General features: G+C 39.7%; 15 protein-coding genes. 12 read left to right on the plus strand and 3 right to left on the minus strand.

What is annotated here, in order from left to right:
- Nucleotide 1 precedes the first annotated feature (1 nt).
- Complete coding sequence (locus AB5I83_RS20065; RefSeq protein WP_448977960.1) at nt 2-550, minus strand: copper resistance CopC family protein; 549 nt, start codon at nt 548-550, stop codon at nt 2-4.
- 185 nt (nt 551-735) lie between these two features.
- On the opposite strand from AB5I83_RS20065, the gene AB5I83_RS20070 reads away from it, so the two are divergent.
- The 3 genes from AB5I83_RS20070 (at nt 736) to AB5I83_RS20080 (ending at nt 3760) form a co-directional block, all read left to right on the plus strand.
- Complete coding sequence (locus AB5I83_RS20070) at nt 736-1131, plus strand: FixH family protein (RefSeq protein WP_448977962.1); 396 nt, start codon at nt 736-738, stop codon at nt 1129-1131.
- 138 nt (nt 1132-1269) lie between these two features.
- Nucleotides 1270-1638 carry an ArsR/SmtB family transcription factor gene (locus AB5I83_RS20075; RefSeq protein WP_448977964.1) on the plus strand — a complete coding sequence of 123 codons (369 nt, stop codon included), beginning with the start codon at nt 1270-1272 and terminating at the stop codon, nt 1636-1638.
- Nucleotides 1631-3760 (plus strand): heavy metal translocating P-type ATPase, encoded by a 2130-nt coding sequence (locus AB5I83_RS20080; protein WP_448977966.1) that lies wholly within the window; start codon nt 1631-1633, stop codon nt 3758-3760. Before AB5I83_RS20075 ends, AB5I83_RS20080 begins: the two co-directional genes overlap by 8 nt.
- Before the next feature lie 267 nt (nt 3761-4027).
- Here AB5I83_RS20080 and AB5I83_RS20085 read toward each other — a convergent pair whose 3' ends face one another.
- Nucleotides 4028-4378 (minus strand): DUF2200 domain-containing protein, encoded by a 351-nt coding sequence (locus tag AB5I83_RS20085; RefSeq protein WP_448977967.1) that lies wholly within the window; start codon nt 4376-4378, stop codon nt 4028-4030.
- Between the two features lie 231 nt (nt 4379-4609).
- Here AB5I83_RS20085 and AB5I83_RS20090 point away from each other — a divergent pair, with 231 nt between their 5' ends.
- The 9 genes from AB5I83_RS20090 (at nt 4610) to AB5I83_RS20130 (ending at nt 15138) form a co-directional block, all read left to right on the plus strand.
- Nucleotides 4610-6115 carry a phytoene desaturase family protein gene (locus tag AB5I83_RS20090; RefSeq protein ID WP_448977969.1) on the plus strand — a complete coding sequence of 502 codons (1506 nt, stop codon included), beginning with the start codon at nt 4610-4612 and terminating at the stop codon, nt 6113-6115.
- Nucleotides 6116-6379: 264 nt separating this feature from the next.
- Entirely contained in the window at nt 6380-6652 is a 273-nt protein-coding gene (locus tag AB5I83_RS20095) for a hypothetical protein (RefSeq protein ID WP_448977971.1), read from the plus strand.
- Between the two features lie 158 nt (nt 6653-6810).
- Entirely contained in the window at nt 6811-7449 is a 639-nt protein-coding gene (gene trhA, locus AB5I83_RS20100) for a PAQR family membrane homeostasis protein TrhA (protein WP_226087627.1), read from the plus strand.
- A gap of 38 nt (nt 7450-7487) precedes the next feature.
- Nucleotides 7488-8054: a GNAT family N-acetyltransferase gene (locus tag AB5I83_RS20105; RefSeq protein WP_448977973.1), complete on the plus strand. Its 567-nt coding sequence runs from the start codon at nt 7488-7490 to the stop codon at nt 8052-8054.
- 70 nt (nt 8055-8124) lie between these two features.
- Nucleotides 8125-8829, plus strand: coding sequence for a DUF2711 family protein (locus tag AB5I83_RS20110; RefSeq protein WP_448977975.1), 705 nt, complete (start codon nt 8125-8127; stop codon nt 8827-8829).
- Between the two features lie 250 nt (nt 8830-9079).
- Entirely contained in the window at nt 9080-9964 is an 885-nt protein-coding gene (locus AB5I83_RS20115) for a proline dehydrogenase family protein (RefSeq protein WP_448977977.1), read from the plus strand.
- A gap of 914 nt (nt 9965-10878) precedes the next feature.
- The gene (locus AB5I83_RS20120) at nt 10879-13158 is read left to right on the plus strand and encodes a M6 family metalloprotease domain-containing protein (protein WP_448977979.1); all 2280 of its coding nucleotides are present in this window, start codon (nt 10879-10881) and stop codon (nt 13156-13158) included.
- A 143-nt stretch (nt 13159-13301) separates the two neighbouring features.
- Nucleotides 13302-14180 (plus strand): peptidylprolyl isomerase, encoded by an 879-nt coding sequence (locus AB5I83_RS20125; protein ID WP_448977981.1) that lies wholly within the window; start codon nt 13302-13304, stop codon nt 14178-14180.
- 376 nt (nt 14181-14556) lie between these two features.
- A complete protein-coding gene (locus AB5I83_RS20130) occupies nt 14557-15138 on the plus strand; it encodes a CBO0543 family protein (protein ID WP_448977983.1) in 582 nt (193 codons plus the stop codon).
- Between the two features lie 169 nt (nt 15139-15307).
- Here AB5I83_RS20130 and AB5I83_RS20135 read toward each other — a convergent pair whose 3' ends face one another.
- Entirely contained in the window at nt 15308-15862 is a 555-nt protein-coding gene (locus AB5I83_RS20135) for a PadR family transcriptional regulator (protein WP_448977985.1), read from the minus strand.
- Nucleotides 15863-15956: the final 94 nt, after the last annotated feature.

Raw genomic sequence — 15956 nt, forward strand, 5'->3', positions numbered from 1 at the left:
ATTACTTCTTCCTTCTAAAAAAGATCAAGAATGTGCCTACAATGATAAGGATCAAAATGATCAATATTGTTATTAAAACAGAATCCGACAATGGTTCTTGCTGGTTTTCCGTTTTGTCAGATGAAGGCGGAGCAGGATTTGGGTCATCACCCAGTCCACTTTCTTCATCGATTGGTTCTTCTTCTACTTCCTCGGTTTGTTCCATTTCAACAAAGAAGGTAAACTCACCTTCAATTGGGTGGCCATCTGCACCGATAATTTCCCACTGAACGAGATATTCCCCATTTTCCAATGGTTGTTCGACGGTTCCTGTCATTTGATGTTCGTCCAAGGTAATATTGGCAAAATGAACAACCGGACCATTGACAGCATTTACCACGAATGTGCTGCCTTTTTCTACCTTTGTTTCAAAGTCCAATGATATCTGCTGGACTTGTTCCGTTACAACTTCACCTTTTTTCGGAGAAGAGGTTTCTAACCCTGTATGAGCTGCCGCAGTGGTTGTGAAAGCAAACAGCAATAGTAAAGACAAAAGGATGTTTTTAATCATTTCTAACCTCCGAATAGTACTAACCGGTTTCTATTTTAACAAAGATACTATTACAGTCATACAGTTATTAGAATGTAATTTGTGACAAATTATCAAACAAATGATTTTCTTAGTTCCTTAACCAATCACTATGGTTTATATTTTTTAAAATAGATCATGTTTGTACTATACAGGAGGAAATCATAGTGAAGAAGTTAATATTATTAATTCTTAGTACAGTGTTGGTGTTTGTTGGCTGTTCCAATAAATCGACTGAAGACCTAGAAATACCTGAATTGATTGAAGTGGCTGTAGAGACAACGCCGGCAACGTTAACAGTAAATGAAACCATAAGAATTGAAGCCAAAGTCACTCAAGGAAAAGAAGTGGTTAAGGACGCTGATGAAATGAAATTTGAGATATGGAAAGACGGACAAGAAGATGACCAGCACGAGAAGTTATCAGGGAAGCTGGATAAGGAAAAAGGCGTATACTATGCAGAAAAAATTTTTGACGAAGCTGGCAAATACAATGTCATTGCACATGTAACAGCCAGAGATATGCATAATATGCCGAAAATCCAGCTGGAAATAAGCGAATAATTAGATAGAAGAGAAGAATGGGGCTTCCATTCTTTTTTTATCGTGTATCGTGTAATATTCTAATAATCGTTTGACTATTTGAAATCCATTGCATATACTGATACTCAAATAAATGTTTGAATGAGAGGTGAGAATCGTTTGAAACATGATGATGTGTGTGAGATAACTTGTTTTGATGGACCTAAAGTGGACCGGGTAAAGGATTCTTTATCTAAACATAATACATTTTCTGTTTCTAAAATGTTCAAGGCATTGGCAGACGATACAAGGTTAAAAATTGCTTTTGCATTAAGTGAAGAAGATGAGCTTTGTGTGTGTGACGTCGCTAATATTGTAGGGTGTACAACCGCAACTGCTTCCCATCATTTACGACTGCTCCGCAACATGGGGCTGGCAAAATATCGGAAAGATGGAAAGCTGGTTTTTTACTCTTTGGATGATGAACATGTAAGAAAACTGATTCAACTAGCCTTTACTCATGAAAAGGAGGGGAAAGTGCATGGATAAAGCGATTGAACAATCAGGAGAAAAACATGTATACCGAATACAGGGATTCACCTGAGCAGGCTGTGCGACTACGTTCGAAAAGAACGTAAAACACCTGGAGGGTGTTTCAGATGCAAGTGTTAACTTTGGCGCTTCCAAACTTGTATTGTACGGCAATGCTTCAATTGAACAACTTGAAAAGGCCGGGGCTTTTGAAAATCTAAAAGTCATACCGGAGAAGGATCGATTTGAAGAAAAGAAAGAACCATTTTTGAAAAAGCATGCTACGGTCATCACATCATTTGTTTTCTTGCTTTTGGGGTGGATTTCCGGACAGTTGAACGGAGAAGAGAATATCGCCTCCATTATTGCATACGCAGCCTCGATCCTAATAGGAGGCTACCGATTGTTTAACACAGGGTTGAAGAACCTGTTTCGATTAAACTTTGATATGAAAACCTTAATGACCATTGCCGTCATTGGTGCAGCTTTCATTGGTGAATGGGGAGAAGGTGCTACAGTTGTCATCCTGTTCGCCATCAGTGAAGCCCTTGAGACCTACTCAATGGATAAAGCCCGTCAATCCATTCGATCATTAATGGACATTGCTCCAAGGGAAGCCTTGATCAGAAGAGGCAATCAGGAAATGATGATTTCTGTCGATGAAATTCTGATCGGAGATATTATGATTGTCAAACCCGGGCAAAAAATTGCGATGGATGGCATCGTTTTAAAGGGTACTTCAGCAATTAACCAGGCAGCGATCACTGGGGAGTCTGTGCCAGTTGCTAAAACAATCGATGATGAAGTTTTTGCCGGAACTCTTAATGAAGAAGGGCTTCTTGAGGTTAAAGTAACCAAACATGTGGATGACACGACCATTGCGAAGATCATCCATCTGGTTGAAGAAGCACAAGCTGAGCGAGCACCTTCACAGGCATTTGTCGATCGCTTTGCAAAATATTACACGCCGGTCATTATGTTGATCGCTCTAGGAGTTGCCGTCATTCCTCCACTTTTCGGAGCTGACTGGAACACTTGGATCTATCAAGGTTTAGCAGTATTGGTAGTCGGCTGTCCGTGTGCCCTTGTTGTTTCTACACCCGTATCAATTGTTACTGCAATTGGAAACGCAGCCCGAAACGGCGTATTGATCAAGGGTGGAATTCATCTTGAAGAAATGGGATCGATCAAGGCCATTGCTTTTGATAAAACAGGCACATTAACAAAAGGGGTTCCTGTTGTTACCGATTACCTTCCGGAAGATGGAGCGACAAACGAACAATTAAAAATCATTGCAGCCTTAGAAAATGGTTCTCAACATCCACTGGCTTCTGCGATCATGAAGAAGGCAGAGGAAGAAAACCTGGATTATCAGAGTGTTGATATTACTGATTTTACCTCGATAACGGGAAAAGGAATAAAAGGGGATATCAACGGTGAGACATATTTTGTCGGCAGCCCGAATTTATTTGAAGAAATCCTGACTGACGGGATTAAGGCCGAACTAAAAGAGAAAATTGAAACCTTACAAAGCCAGGGGAAAACCGTGATGGTTGCTGGAACGTCAACGGAAATTACCGCTTTGATCGCTGTTGCAGATGAAGTGAGAGAAACGAGTCAAACAGTGATTCAAAAACTTCATTCTTTGGGTATCGAGAAAACAATCATGTTAACTGGTGATAACTCAAGGACTGCGAATGCCATCGGAAAGCAAGTAGGCGTTTCAGATATTAAAGCAGAGCTGTTACCCCATGATAAGCTTAATTACATTAAGGACCTCAGACAAGAATTTAACCGTGTGTCCATGGTCGGTGATGGAGTAAACGATGCTCCTGCTCTTGCGGCTTCAACTGTGGGGATTGCTATGGGAGGTGCAGGGACAGATACAGCATTAGAAACAGCTGATATAGCCCTGATGGCTGATGACTTAGGTAAGCTTCCATTTACCGTGAAATTGAGCCGAAAAGCATTAGCGATCATTAAACAGAATATAACCTTCTCATTAGGTATCAAGCTGGTTGCGTTATTGCTCGTCATTCCAGGATGGCTCACTCTCTGGATTGCGATCTTCGCTGATATGGGCGCTACTTTACTTGTTACCTTAAACAGCCTCCGACTTCTCGGAGTTAAAGACAAATAAACATTAGCTTCCCAGGAATGGGAAGCTTCTTTTTTTAAACAGCACTCAAATAGCTTTGAAGGAGAGTACTTAAACATAGGTTGCTAATGTTCAACAACACACTAAAATACAAAAAGCTCAGATCTTTTTAAGGCTCTGAGCTTTTTGTATGCTAACTTAACTATTAAATTGAGTGTGATTTGCATTGCTATTTCTGTGCTGCTTTGGAGGTGATTTAAGATTTTCCCTGCATGAACGGAAGCCCTTAGTTTGTTCAGGGTCTGCTTTCTATTTTCGCAAAATCTTTTCCATTGCTTTCCCTTTTGCCAGCTCATCGATCAGCTTGTCGAGGTAGCGTATTTCCCTCATGGTTGGTTCTTCGATTTCTTCCACTCGGACACCACAGATCACGCCTTTGATTAACTCTCTCGAAGGATTCATATGAGGGGCTTCTTCAAAGAAGGTCTCAAAGTCTGTCTTTTTTTCAAGTATCACTTCTAATTCTTCCTGGCTATACCCTGTCAGCCAGGCGATGATATGGTCGACTTCTTGTTTCGTGCGTCCTTTTCTTTCGGCTTTATTTACATAATGTGGATAGACACTTGCAAAGCTCATTGTATAGATTTTATGTTTGCTCAAGGTACAAACTCCCTTATAATCTTTTCCTCCATTATATTATGAAAAATTGGCAGGTTCAAATGCAGCTTTTCTCTGTTTTGTTCCAGGGCATCTATGGGAATTTGTATAAGAAAGATATGGTTTCTTGTTCCAATAAAGGAATTTTTTTAATGAAAGTAGAATGATAAGTATTAAATGCCAAGAGGGATTGATAGTAGGTCCAGGTTGAAGTTGTAAAAAAGGAGTGACAGTATGATAAGTAAAGATGTGTTGATAATTGGCGGAGGTGTATCAGGGCTTTCGGCAGGAATCTACTTGCAGATGAACGGTTATCAAACAGCGATTTATGAAAAGCACTATCTCCCTGGAGGAGTATGCACAGGCTGGTATAAGGATGGCTTCTATATTGATGGGTGCATTCATTGGCTAATGGGGACAAAAGAAGGAGCTGGCTATAATCGGATGTGGAAAGAGCTTACGGTACTTGATAATGTGCCAATCTATTATCCTGAAGAATTTTTGAGAATTAAGCTATCAAATGGTGAGGACTTTGTCATCAAACGAGACAAAACAATTTTTATAGAAGAATTAAAAAGACTTGCGCCAGAGGATGAGAACTTTATTGATGAGCTGGATCAATCCTTGAATGATATGGCAAAAGCGGAAGTTTTCTTTGAAAAGCCTGATGATATTGCTAATTTCTTCGATAAGCTGAAAACGTTCAAACAGCTTGGATCTTCAATAAAGGTATATGGAAAGTATTCAAAAATCACGATTGGCGAACTGTTGGAAAGCTTTCATTCCCCTTATCTTAAGGAAGTAATAACTGAGATCATGAAAATGGATGATTTCGTTGCCATTTCGTTATTTACAACCTTAAATAACTTTTTCACAAAGAACGGTGGCATTCCAGAAGGAGGTTCCTTAGCTTTTGCGAAAAGACTTGCAGAAAGGTACAAGTCTTTAGGAGGCGAACTTTACTTAAGAATGCCGGTTGAAAAAATGGTCGTCGATGACAAACATACAGTAACCGGAATTGAACTTCAAGACGGGACCATTGTGGAAGGGAAGAGAATCGTATCTGCAGCTGATGGATTCATTACATATAAACAGTTTTTACAAGATAAGTACATGGATAGTAAAATGAAAAAGTTTTACCAAGAAAGCAAGCCGTTTAAGCCGCTTCTCATTTGCAGTTACGGAGCTGCTGACAAATTGGAAGATATCCCACATGGAGTCAGCATTCCCATAAACAATGGAATTGATATTGGCGGGGGGAAGCTTGAAAAAAGATTGACAATTCGTGTTCAAAACATTGATCACACTCTGAATAAAAAGAAAGGTACAGTCCTACAGGTTAATATTTTTTCAGAATGGGAGTATTGGGATGAATTGTATAAGGACAGAGAGCTTTATGATAGCAGAAAAGAGCAGTTAGCCAGAGATGTACAACAAGCGATTGAAGAAGTTTATCCGAATCTCATTGGAAGGATCCATTATATTGACGTGGCTACTCCAAAAACATTTTTCCATTTTACAAATGTGTGGAATGGGGCATTTGAGGGTTGGAAACTGACACCTCACAATATAAAAATGAAGATTCCAAAGAAAATTACCGGACTTTCAAATGCTTATCATATTGGACAATGGACAACACCTGGTGGCGGAATCCCGATTGCTGCCAAAGACGGCAGAAATATTGCCAGGATACTGTGTCATGAAGATAAAAAGCCATTCTTAACTGAGCAGCGACAATAGGAACATCAATATGTCAACCAAGGGAGAGGAAGTAAGATAAACATGAGAGGGATGGCAAGTATAAGTTTACTGGTTTAAAAGCATCAAGAATGAATGTGGATGATAAGCAATTGAACAAACTGTTAAAAAGAGAACATTCACTCCTGCAGCTTTATCTCGGATAGAGCTGTTTTTTATTACAGTAATCAAAGGGAAATGCGATGAAGAGAAAGAATAGTATAATAGCGTATTTCTTTGTGAATCTGAAGTAAAGGGGTGTGGCTGATGGCAAAGACAGTGCTTTCCAGCAAGGGAAGCAAAAATTCAAGAACCCTTTTCGAAGGGAGCTCTTTCTTTCGTATGATTCGCTTTACCTTCTTTTTATTCCTTTCCATTTTAGTGGTGTACGTCTACTATCTGTACCTTAATGGCAATCTGCAAAATACAATCATAAACCTCTGGGAAAACCATCAAAAGACCATCATTCCCCTATCGATTTTCATTGCTTATACAGGGATTGTTTTTCAATTGGGTATATGGAGAGGGAGAAGAAGGTGATGGAAAGCAGAGTGATGATGATCTCTGCTTTTTTTCGTGAGAGCCAACCAATTAAGCTGGCTTCATATCCTTTCACCAATCAATGTCATAGGTGATATACTAATGGTCTACTATAATAGAAGAAATGAATTGTTATACAGAGAAAAGGAGTCAACAGTATGGCCAATGTACATATCTTTACGAAGAGAGAAGAAATCGCCAACGCCATCATCCATGGAATCGGCGGACTGTTAAGCATTGCAGCTCTCGTTATCCTGATCGTGTTTGCGTCCCTATACGGAACAGCATGGCATGTCGTAAGTTTCACCTTATTCGGGGTGACGATGGTGCTCTTATATACATCCTCAACACTCGTCCACAGCTTTCCTCCTGGCAAAGCAAAGGATGTCTTTGAAGTCATGGACCACTCTTCCATCTATTTCTTCATTGCCGGCACCTACACACCATTCTTGTTCATCGCGGTAAAAGGAGCATTAGGATGGACACTGTTCGGAATTGTCTGGGGCCTTTCCATCGCAGGAACCGTATTCAAATCCCTGTTCGTCAAACGCTTCCTGCACACCTCCACCGTGTTATATGTCGTTATGGGCTGGCTGATTGTATTCGCCTGGGGTCCACTGACACAGAATGTATCAACACAAGGACTGGTATTCCTCGTGATTGGAGGAGTCCTGTATACAGTAGGAGCCATCTTTTACGTCTGGCGCGGGTTCCATTACCACCATGCGATATGGCATGTGTTTGTATTGGCCGGATCGATCATGCACTTTTTTGCGGTGTTGAGTTTGCTGCCTTGAAGATAGAAAAATATCGATAAAAACCGGAGGGGCATTGCATGCTTACGGAAGAGATTAGAAGGCCGAAACCTGAGGATAGAGAGCAGTTGAATGGTTTTTTTAAAACAGTGATCACCGATACATATATTCAAGAAGGTATTGGGGATCAATTGGATGATTTGAATGAAGAGATCAAAGGGAAAAGAAGATACTTAGAAAGTGATTATCTAAGCAATGGTGAAAACCGGTATTTTCTAATTGCCTTCTATGGTGACAAAATCATTGGCTCTATTGAATATGGCCCAGCAAATGAAATCATAAGGGAATGTGCAAACAATTCTTATGATTATCTTTTGGAGGTAGGCACAGTATTCGTTCATCCTGATTACCAAAGGAATGGAGTAGGTAATTTACTTTTGAAGGCAATGTATGACACCTTGCATCAAAGAGGGATTGAAGAATTTTGGTTGGATAGTGGGTATAAAAGGGCCCAATCAATTTGGAAAAAGAAATTTGGAGAACCAGAAATTCTATTAAGGGATTATTGGGGTAAAGATTTTGATCATATGATTTGGAGAGTAAGGGTCAGCGAAGTAAATCACACAGATTCAGGTGGGAATCTTTGATTTTGATGAAAAGAATAGAGTGTAAAGCTTGAAAAACAGATAGGACCTTAACAGGAGAGAGGTGGAATCAATGGAAGAGAGAAGAGTTCTCCCTGAACCTGATCGTTATGCCATATGTGCAAGGGAAGACGAATCCATAAAGGAATATTACAAGGGTGTATTTGAGGAAGTCTACATCTTTTTCCATCCATTCATCAAACCAGTATCGATGGATGCCGACCTTTTTTATGCTGATGAGACTGTAGATAAATTTCAGTTGATACATCATTGTGAAATGGTATCCTGGAAACAATTCATGCATCTCAGCGGGCTGAACAGTTACGACGAAATCGATATCGGTCTGCGAACCAGGATCCACGGTTTAAAGAGAGAGTTTCAGGATGAAAAACTGGGAAAAGTGATTGATACCATCTGTGAACAGCACCAGCTCATTCCTCCAGACGAAGGATTCTTGCCAGATCTTATCATCAATGACCTCTTAGCAGCAATCAAAAAAGAATCTTACGATTGGATCTGGGTAGGCGATGAATTCTGCACCGAAAGAAAACTAGAATATATCGATGATCTCATCAGCCAGGATATATTAAGCAGACATAATCTTTTCACACATGATCAATCCATCCTCATCACCACCCATTGGGACAGCCATTTCTCTATGCTTTGTTCCGCCTCCAAGGAGAAACTTGAGAACATCATCCAAACATGCAGCCTTGAGGGTTTTTACTGCGATGAGCAGACCGAGATCTATTGGAGCGTGAGAAATAGTAGTAAGTAGGGTTAGGAAGTAGTACTGTGTGAGCAACTGTTATTTTGTCCAGATTAATTAATCAGACAAGCCTTGTATTGAATAAACTGGCTTGTCTTTTTTATTGCTGCTGTCATTTTGCTGTAAAAAAATCCTCTTATACATAGAGAATAGAATATTAAGTTATAGCACAACGGAAAAGGGTATTTAACTTATAAGAAAGCTTCCCAATATAACACAGAAAGGAAAATGTGCAGTGGCTATAGCGAGAGATTTTTTCATGGCGTTGTCAAAAAATCAGTTATTAAATGCTAGTGCAAAAAAATGGGGATTCAAGCTCGGGGCAGGTAAGGTTGTTGCAGGAACGGATACAGATGGAATGATCCAATCAGTGAAGAATTTAAACTCTAATGGTATTAGCGCTACCGTAGACCATCTAGGTGAATTTGTGCGTTATGAGCATGAAGCAATAGAAGCCAAAGAGAATGTCCTAAAAACATTGGAAGCCATTAAACAATCAGGTGTAGATGCACATTTATCGATTAAATTAACACAACTCGGCTTAGATGTGGATCAAGACTTTTGCCTGAAAAATATCAAGGATATCATGAAAACAGCAAACCAATACGGAATCTTTGTAAATATTGATATGGAAGATTACAGTCACCTCCAGATGACGTTTGATATAGTAGAAGAGTTACGTTACGAATACGACAACATTGGAACGGTAATCCAGGCATACCTTTACCGTTCAGAAAACGATCTTGAAAGGTTGAAGCATACACGCTTACGTCTTGTAAAAGGCGCATATAAAGAAAATGACCAAGTATCCCTGCAGAGAAAAGAAGAAATTGATGCGAATTACTTGAAACTGATCAAGAAACGATTGCTGCATCCAGGCTTCACATCAATCGCGACACATGACCATCATATCATTAATGCCGTTAAACAATTTGTGAGGGAGAATGATATTCCTAAAGATAAGTTTGAATTCCAAATGCTCTATGGTTTCCGAACAGATATGCAGCTGGAACTAGTAGAAGAAGGTTATTCCTTCTGTACTTATGTACCATATGGGCATGACTGGTATGGATATTTCATGAGAAGACTGGCAGAACGGCCGCAAAATCTGAATTTGGTTTTGAAGGGCTTAGTGGCGAGATAAAATGTATGGGTGCTAACCGAATTCCAACTTGGTATTAAGGGATTAAAATTTAATAGCTAAATAGGACCGAAGGCGGCAGTTTAGATAAACTGTCGCTTTTCTTTTTGTATATTTATCAGTTTGTCCGAGTCACTTCATAAGTTTGTTTGATGAAAGGTAAAGCCCTCCTTCTTCGGAATTGTTATATTACTATATTAAACTGTCGGATGCGTCTGCTTGCAGAGAAATTCCACTTGGCAGTAATGGTTAATGTTCATATGACTTTACTATGAATATAAAAAGACAGCTGTCCCGGCGAGGTAGGTTTAATGCTCTTTCTAAATGCATGTGTTACGCTAAGCCTTTTTTATTATGAACCCTAGTTCGTCTATTTCTTTTTGGCTACTCTAAAGTAATAACTCGTAGGATAATATTGGGCCTTTTGATTCGTTTTTCCTTTTTTGGAATAAAGTTGAAGGAATATGAATTAATATGCAGAAATTGAAAGTGTGAATATTTCGTAATGCGTAATAGATAATAAAAAGTTTTAGAGCATGCGCTATGTAGATAAACAAATCACGTCAGAAAATGTCGAAATATTCGATTAACTTAAGATGAAAACTATCACCACGATTTCAATCCATCCATTGAATTTTTATCAATTCATCAATAGAATCCCCACCTTGCCAAACTTCCGATTTCATATTCATATATTTTCAGATTTCAAATAGTGAATTTTATAGGTTTTTTTATGACTACGTTTTATGAACTAAAGGGAGGTGATAAACCAAGGGACAAGATCAAGCTGTGAAAGGAGGCGAAGAAAAGGCTTATAACGATTAAGAGAAGGGCAAACATGACGAAATCTTTAGGTTATTTTGATTTAAAACCTACATAAAAGGTAGGGACTTTTTCTAATTGAGAGGAGAATTGATTTGAAGTTGAGAGGTAAAATTGCAGCAGCCACTACCACTATATTGCTTGCGTTTTCTTCAACTGCCGCTTTTGCTGCGGAACCAGGTCTGGAAAAAATGCCTGCCCCCGTGGATCCCCAGTCTTGGGTGAATCCTGATGATATGACATGGAATGATTATAATTCTATACCTGGTATTGATTGGAATACATCAAATATCCAACCTGAAACCGAACTTAAAGGTGCCTTGATCTTGGTCGACTTTCCGGATCAGGATTTCATCTTGACCCAACCAAAGGGTTCAGAGATTGCCGGCAATCCTCAAGTGGATGCTGTTCCTCGTGAAGAACTTGGGGAATGGTGGGAGAATTTTCTGAATGTCCCTAGTAAACTCAACAACTATCAGACAATTGATGGCTTCTGGAAAGAGAACTCCCAAGGAAAATGGGGCGTTTCCCTGGATTCTTATGGTCCTTACCGCTTGGATAAAAACGAATTTCAATATGGGCTTAACTATATGAATTCTGGCTCACTACCACCTCAATATAGTGGTGGAAACCTTTTTCAGGATGGCGTAAATGCAGCAGCAGCTGATATAGCCGCAGCTGGAGAAGAATATGACTTTGCATTCATCGTACACGCTGGTTACGATGAGTCAACCGTATGGCAAGAATTCGGCGAGATGATGTTCCTTAATCAAGATTCGGTTTCCGATGATTTTGGAGCTCCGGATCTACCTGGTTTTGAAAACATGCCGAACTGGGCAAAAACTCGTTATGTTCCTTGGACCTCCTGGTATGCAGCTAAAACGATCTGGTCGGCGGCATCTAGTGCTGACATAAACGGCAAAAGGATTCGTGTCTCTATCCAAGGGGAGAGCGATGGCATGGGAACATTTGCACACGAATTTGGCCATCTCCGCGGTCTTGGTGATAATTACAATAATGCAACACTTGATCCTAGAACCTATTCTGGTTATTGGGAGACGATGAGCCGTGGCTCATTCAATGGTCCTGGCGGAACGCACACTCGTTGGATGATTCCATCTACCCTTGGTGCTTCTATACCGGCACCACATATGCTTCGTAATAAGATGAAACAGGGATTTGTATCCGATGATGAAGTCTTGAAGCTGAACCGTGATGATTTAAAGGAATCTGGGCCGGTGTTTGCGGATATTACCGCACGTCAAGCACCAATTGGCAGTGAATTCGGCCGAACCGGGCTCCATGGTATCAATATCAGCATGGACGATTCCACACCAACAGATTACCTGGCCGGTGACTGGCGGAACGATATTCATTCCGGACGATTGTACAATAACTATACCCTTGAAGTGGTAGACCGCGTTGGATCGGATTCCTTCGCAGCGGATTCTGGCGTCTTGATCGCCAAGACAAAAAATGCGGAGTCTGCCCCGAATATCTGGGTAGTTGATTCACATCCTGAGGATATCAATCTGAAGGACTTCACTAGACCTGACGGCACCACGGCGATGGTTGCCAAAGGTGATCCAAGGCAGACCCTCGATGCTTTATTCAAAGCTGGGAATGGGAAAAGTTTGGTTGCCGGACAATTTGATGGTTCTATTGATAAAGACAGTGTTGTCAGTGAGTACATCGATCCTTACAACAAGCTTCATTTCTACATTTTAGGGAAACAAAAAGACAATGATGGGGTTCTCCGGTATCAGGTTGCCGTCCGAAACACAGAAGGCTCAGGTGCATTTGATCGAGGAGTAAATGTCAGCGCAGGCACCGTACAGCCCGCCGTACAAGACAAAGTAGCAGTCTATCATTTTAATGTCACTAATACCGGCGAAGCAAAGGACCTTATTCGAGTCAATGCTTCTGCAGGGGATGATTGGAACGTTCAACTTGATCACAACGTAATTGCTGTGGATCCAGGAGCAACTGTTGCTGTTCCGGTTTATGTAAAAATACCGAAAGGCAAGGCAGCTCCTGCAAAACTCAGTTTTACCGCTACGTCAGAGACAGACACTAATCAAAGCTTTACCGACTTCAATTTCTTGCCTGGCAGCCTAAATGCAGGAGATATAAGCTCTGTGGTTGATAGCTTTGCAAAGGATGGATCTATCAAAGCAGGTTCAGCAGAAGCATTGAAGGCACATTTGAAAACTGTGGGCCAATTCGAAAAGAAAGGTTCTGGAGATAAGGTTGTAAAACACATTAATGATTTCAAAAGATTCCTAGAGCTCAAAAAAGATGCTGATCAAATTTCTGACAAAGCGTATACCAGTTTGGAAGCATATGCTGATGCAATGATCGAAATTTGGGAATAGGTTATCAACAAATTCTCCTTTGAGGGATATATAAAGAGGTATAAAGGAAGCAAGTAATTAAATTGATGGCTGGGACAGTTATGATGCTGTCCCGCCTCCTTTAAGTAGTTGATAGAAAGTTGCCAAAGTAGGAGGGAAGAGAATTGAAGAATGTAATCAAAATTGCTGCCGTTTTATCCTTGTTATTTTTACTTGGTGCCTGTTCGACTCAAACTTCTGGTGAAGAACCCGAGTTACTTGTTAAAACGCAATACGGCAATATCTCAAAAGATGATTTATTTAAAGAAGTGGCAAGTACTGAGCGTGGAAAAGAATTGATTCAAAAGCTGGTTTACATCCAAATTTTAAAAGGCAAATATGAGGTATCGGATAAAGAAGTGAACCAGCGGCTGGACGAAATAAAGGATCAGGTCGGTGACAAAGAAGCCTATACAATGTTCCTGCAAAAACAGGGCTTTAAAAACGAAGAAGAATTAAAGGACCATATCGAACAATCCCTTTATTTCTTTAAAGCAACAACAGAAGGGATAAAAGTCACAGAAAAACAAATAAAAGATTACTATGAACAACATACTGATCAATACACGGAGGTAAGAACCAGTCATATTCTCGTGAATGATGAGTCAACGGCTAAAGAAATAAGTAACGAACTAAAGAAAGGAACCGATTTTGCAGAATTAGCCAAGAACCAATCGACTGATCAAGTGTCTGCAGCAGAAGGAGGAGATTTAGGCTATCTTTCCGGGGCTAGCCAGGAGATGGATCCGACATTTCTTGCAGCAGCTATGAAATTGAAAAAAGGTGAAGTGAGTGAGCCCGTTAAGACAATATTTGGGTATCACCTCATTAAAGTAACAGATATAAAGGAGACGCCATTAAGCCAGGTGAAAGATCAGATTAAACAAACACTTATGAGTAAGGAAGCAAAACCAGTTCAGGAGATATTAAACAGCTTGAATAAAGAAATTGAGATAGAAGAAGATGCATTCAAGGATGCATTTAAGGATGTAGAACTTAAATAATAGATATTTTCCCACTAGGTAAATGTACAGCCGTTATTAGTTGGTCTGATCATCATGGAACTTTACCAAATACATAGTTATCGCTCATTAGAATTGTGGAAAGAACTTGGCAAAGCACCGGAATTTAAATGAAAACATATTGGTGGGTTAAGCGGCAGTATACTTGATACTGTCGCTTTTTGCTATTGGAAAATTTCTTCAAAGGTCAATACTTTAAGATTAAATGGTATGAATGATAAGCATCAAGTGTTTCTAGTGATCATCATGACATGTATGGAATCAGAAGAGTTAATCTCCATGTATATTGAAATTTTTTATATTGTTCCAGGTTTTGAACAATACTATTGTAAAAGATAATGTTGGAGGATGGCTGCTGATGACCAACGAACAAGAAAAACGGCTAGATGAGATCCTGGAGTTACAAGAGAAAGTTGTTTCGCTGTGGATGGATTATTGGAAGGACTTTTCACACATTGGCACAGTTCCATTCTGGGTCATTTTCTTTATGCTAGTTGTGCCTCTCATTATTGTTTATTTTAAAATTGATAGAACCAAGCCTTTTCAAATTGCATTTTATGGTTTTAATATACACACTTGGTTTACTTATTCCGATGCAATTGCCATGAGGACTGGTCACGTATATTATCCGTATCAGGTATTCCCTATTATGCCAGTGAATTTTGCCCTGGATGCTTCGCTTGTACCTGTCACCTTCATGTTAGTCTATCAGTGGTGTATCAATAACAATAAAAATGTATTGCTTTACGGTGTTTTAACGAGTGCTTTTTTCTCTTTTGTATTCAAACCACTAATGGCTGCCTGTAATTTAATTAAACTAGATAATGGTATGAATTACTTTTATCTCTTTCTCAATTATCTGCTCATCTTATTTTTAGCCATGATCCTAACCAAAGTCTTTATCTACTTAAAACACCATCCAAAAACAAAAACAAACTAAAATTTTATAAAAGAAAGGGTGTTTATGGAAAACGCATATTAAGCTTTTTACAGGAGTCGGCTATTAATATTACATGCGTTTGGATTTGGATTTCACTTTCACTCTTAGGGAACAGAAGAAATGAGCTGGAAAATAACGTAAAAAAGAGTTAGTGGACAAATAACGTCTTCTAGCTCTTTTTGATATTTTTCAAAAGGTCTTGTAACCATTTTATATATAGCTCGTTCGTTTCCTTGTAATGCCTGTGAATCAATTGGGGAAGCTGTGCTGGATATTCGGTTTGGACCGAATTTTCTTCCTTCAGCTCGATGATCCAATTTTGGATGTTTTTCTTTATTCCATCGACGTTAGATGAATGAATGAAAAGGGTGGCGGGGTAAAGTGAGCGGGGCTCCTTCAGCCTTTGTTCAAATACGAGCTGAATCTCTTTGGACAGTTGAGTTTTTCCTTCATCCGTTATGGAATAGACAGTCCTGTTCGGACGATTATTGACTTGCTCTTCTTTCTCCGCTTTTACCCACTCATGCTTTTCAAGCTTTCTGATTGCGTGATAAATGTTCCCATCCGTCACCGGGAAGAGGTGGTCCCATTTATTTTCAATGATGGTTTTCTTCATTTCATATGGGTGATAGGACTGATCCTGTAACAAGCCTAAAAGGACAATCTGGATTGACATGTCATTCACTTCTTTCGGGATATCGTGTTTTCTGGGTTTTAGTCCCATTCATTCTACCTAGATGGAATTTTCCAGTCAAGCATCTGTGCGAATGGCTGAAGGACAAACAAAAAGCATGGTTTTTGATGAACCATGCTTTTGG

The organism is Mesobacillus sp. LC4, assembly GCF_053543455.1.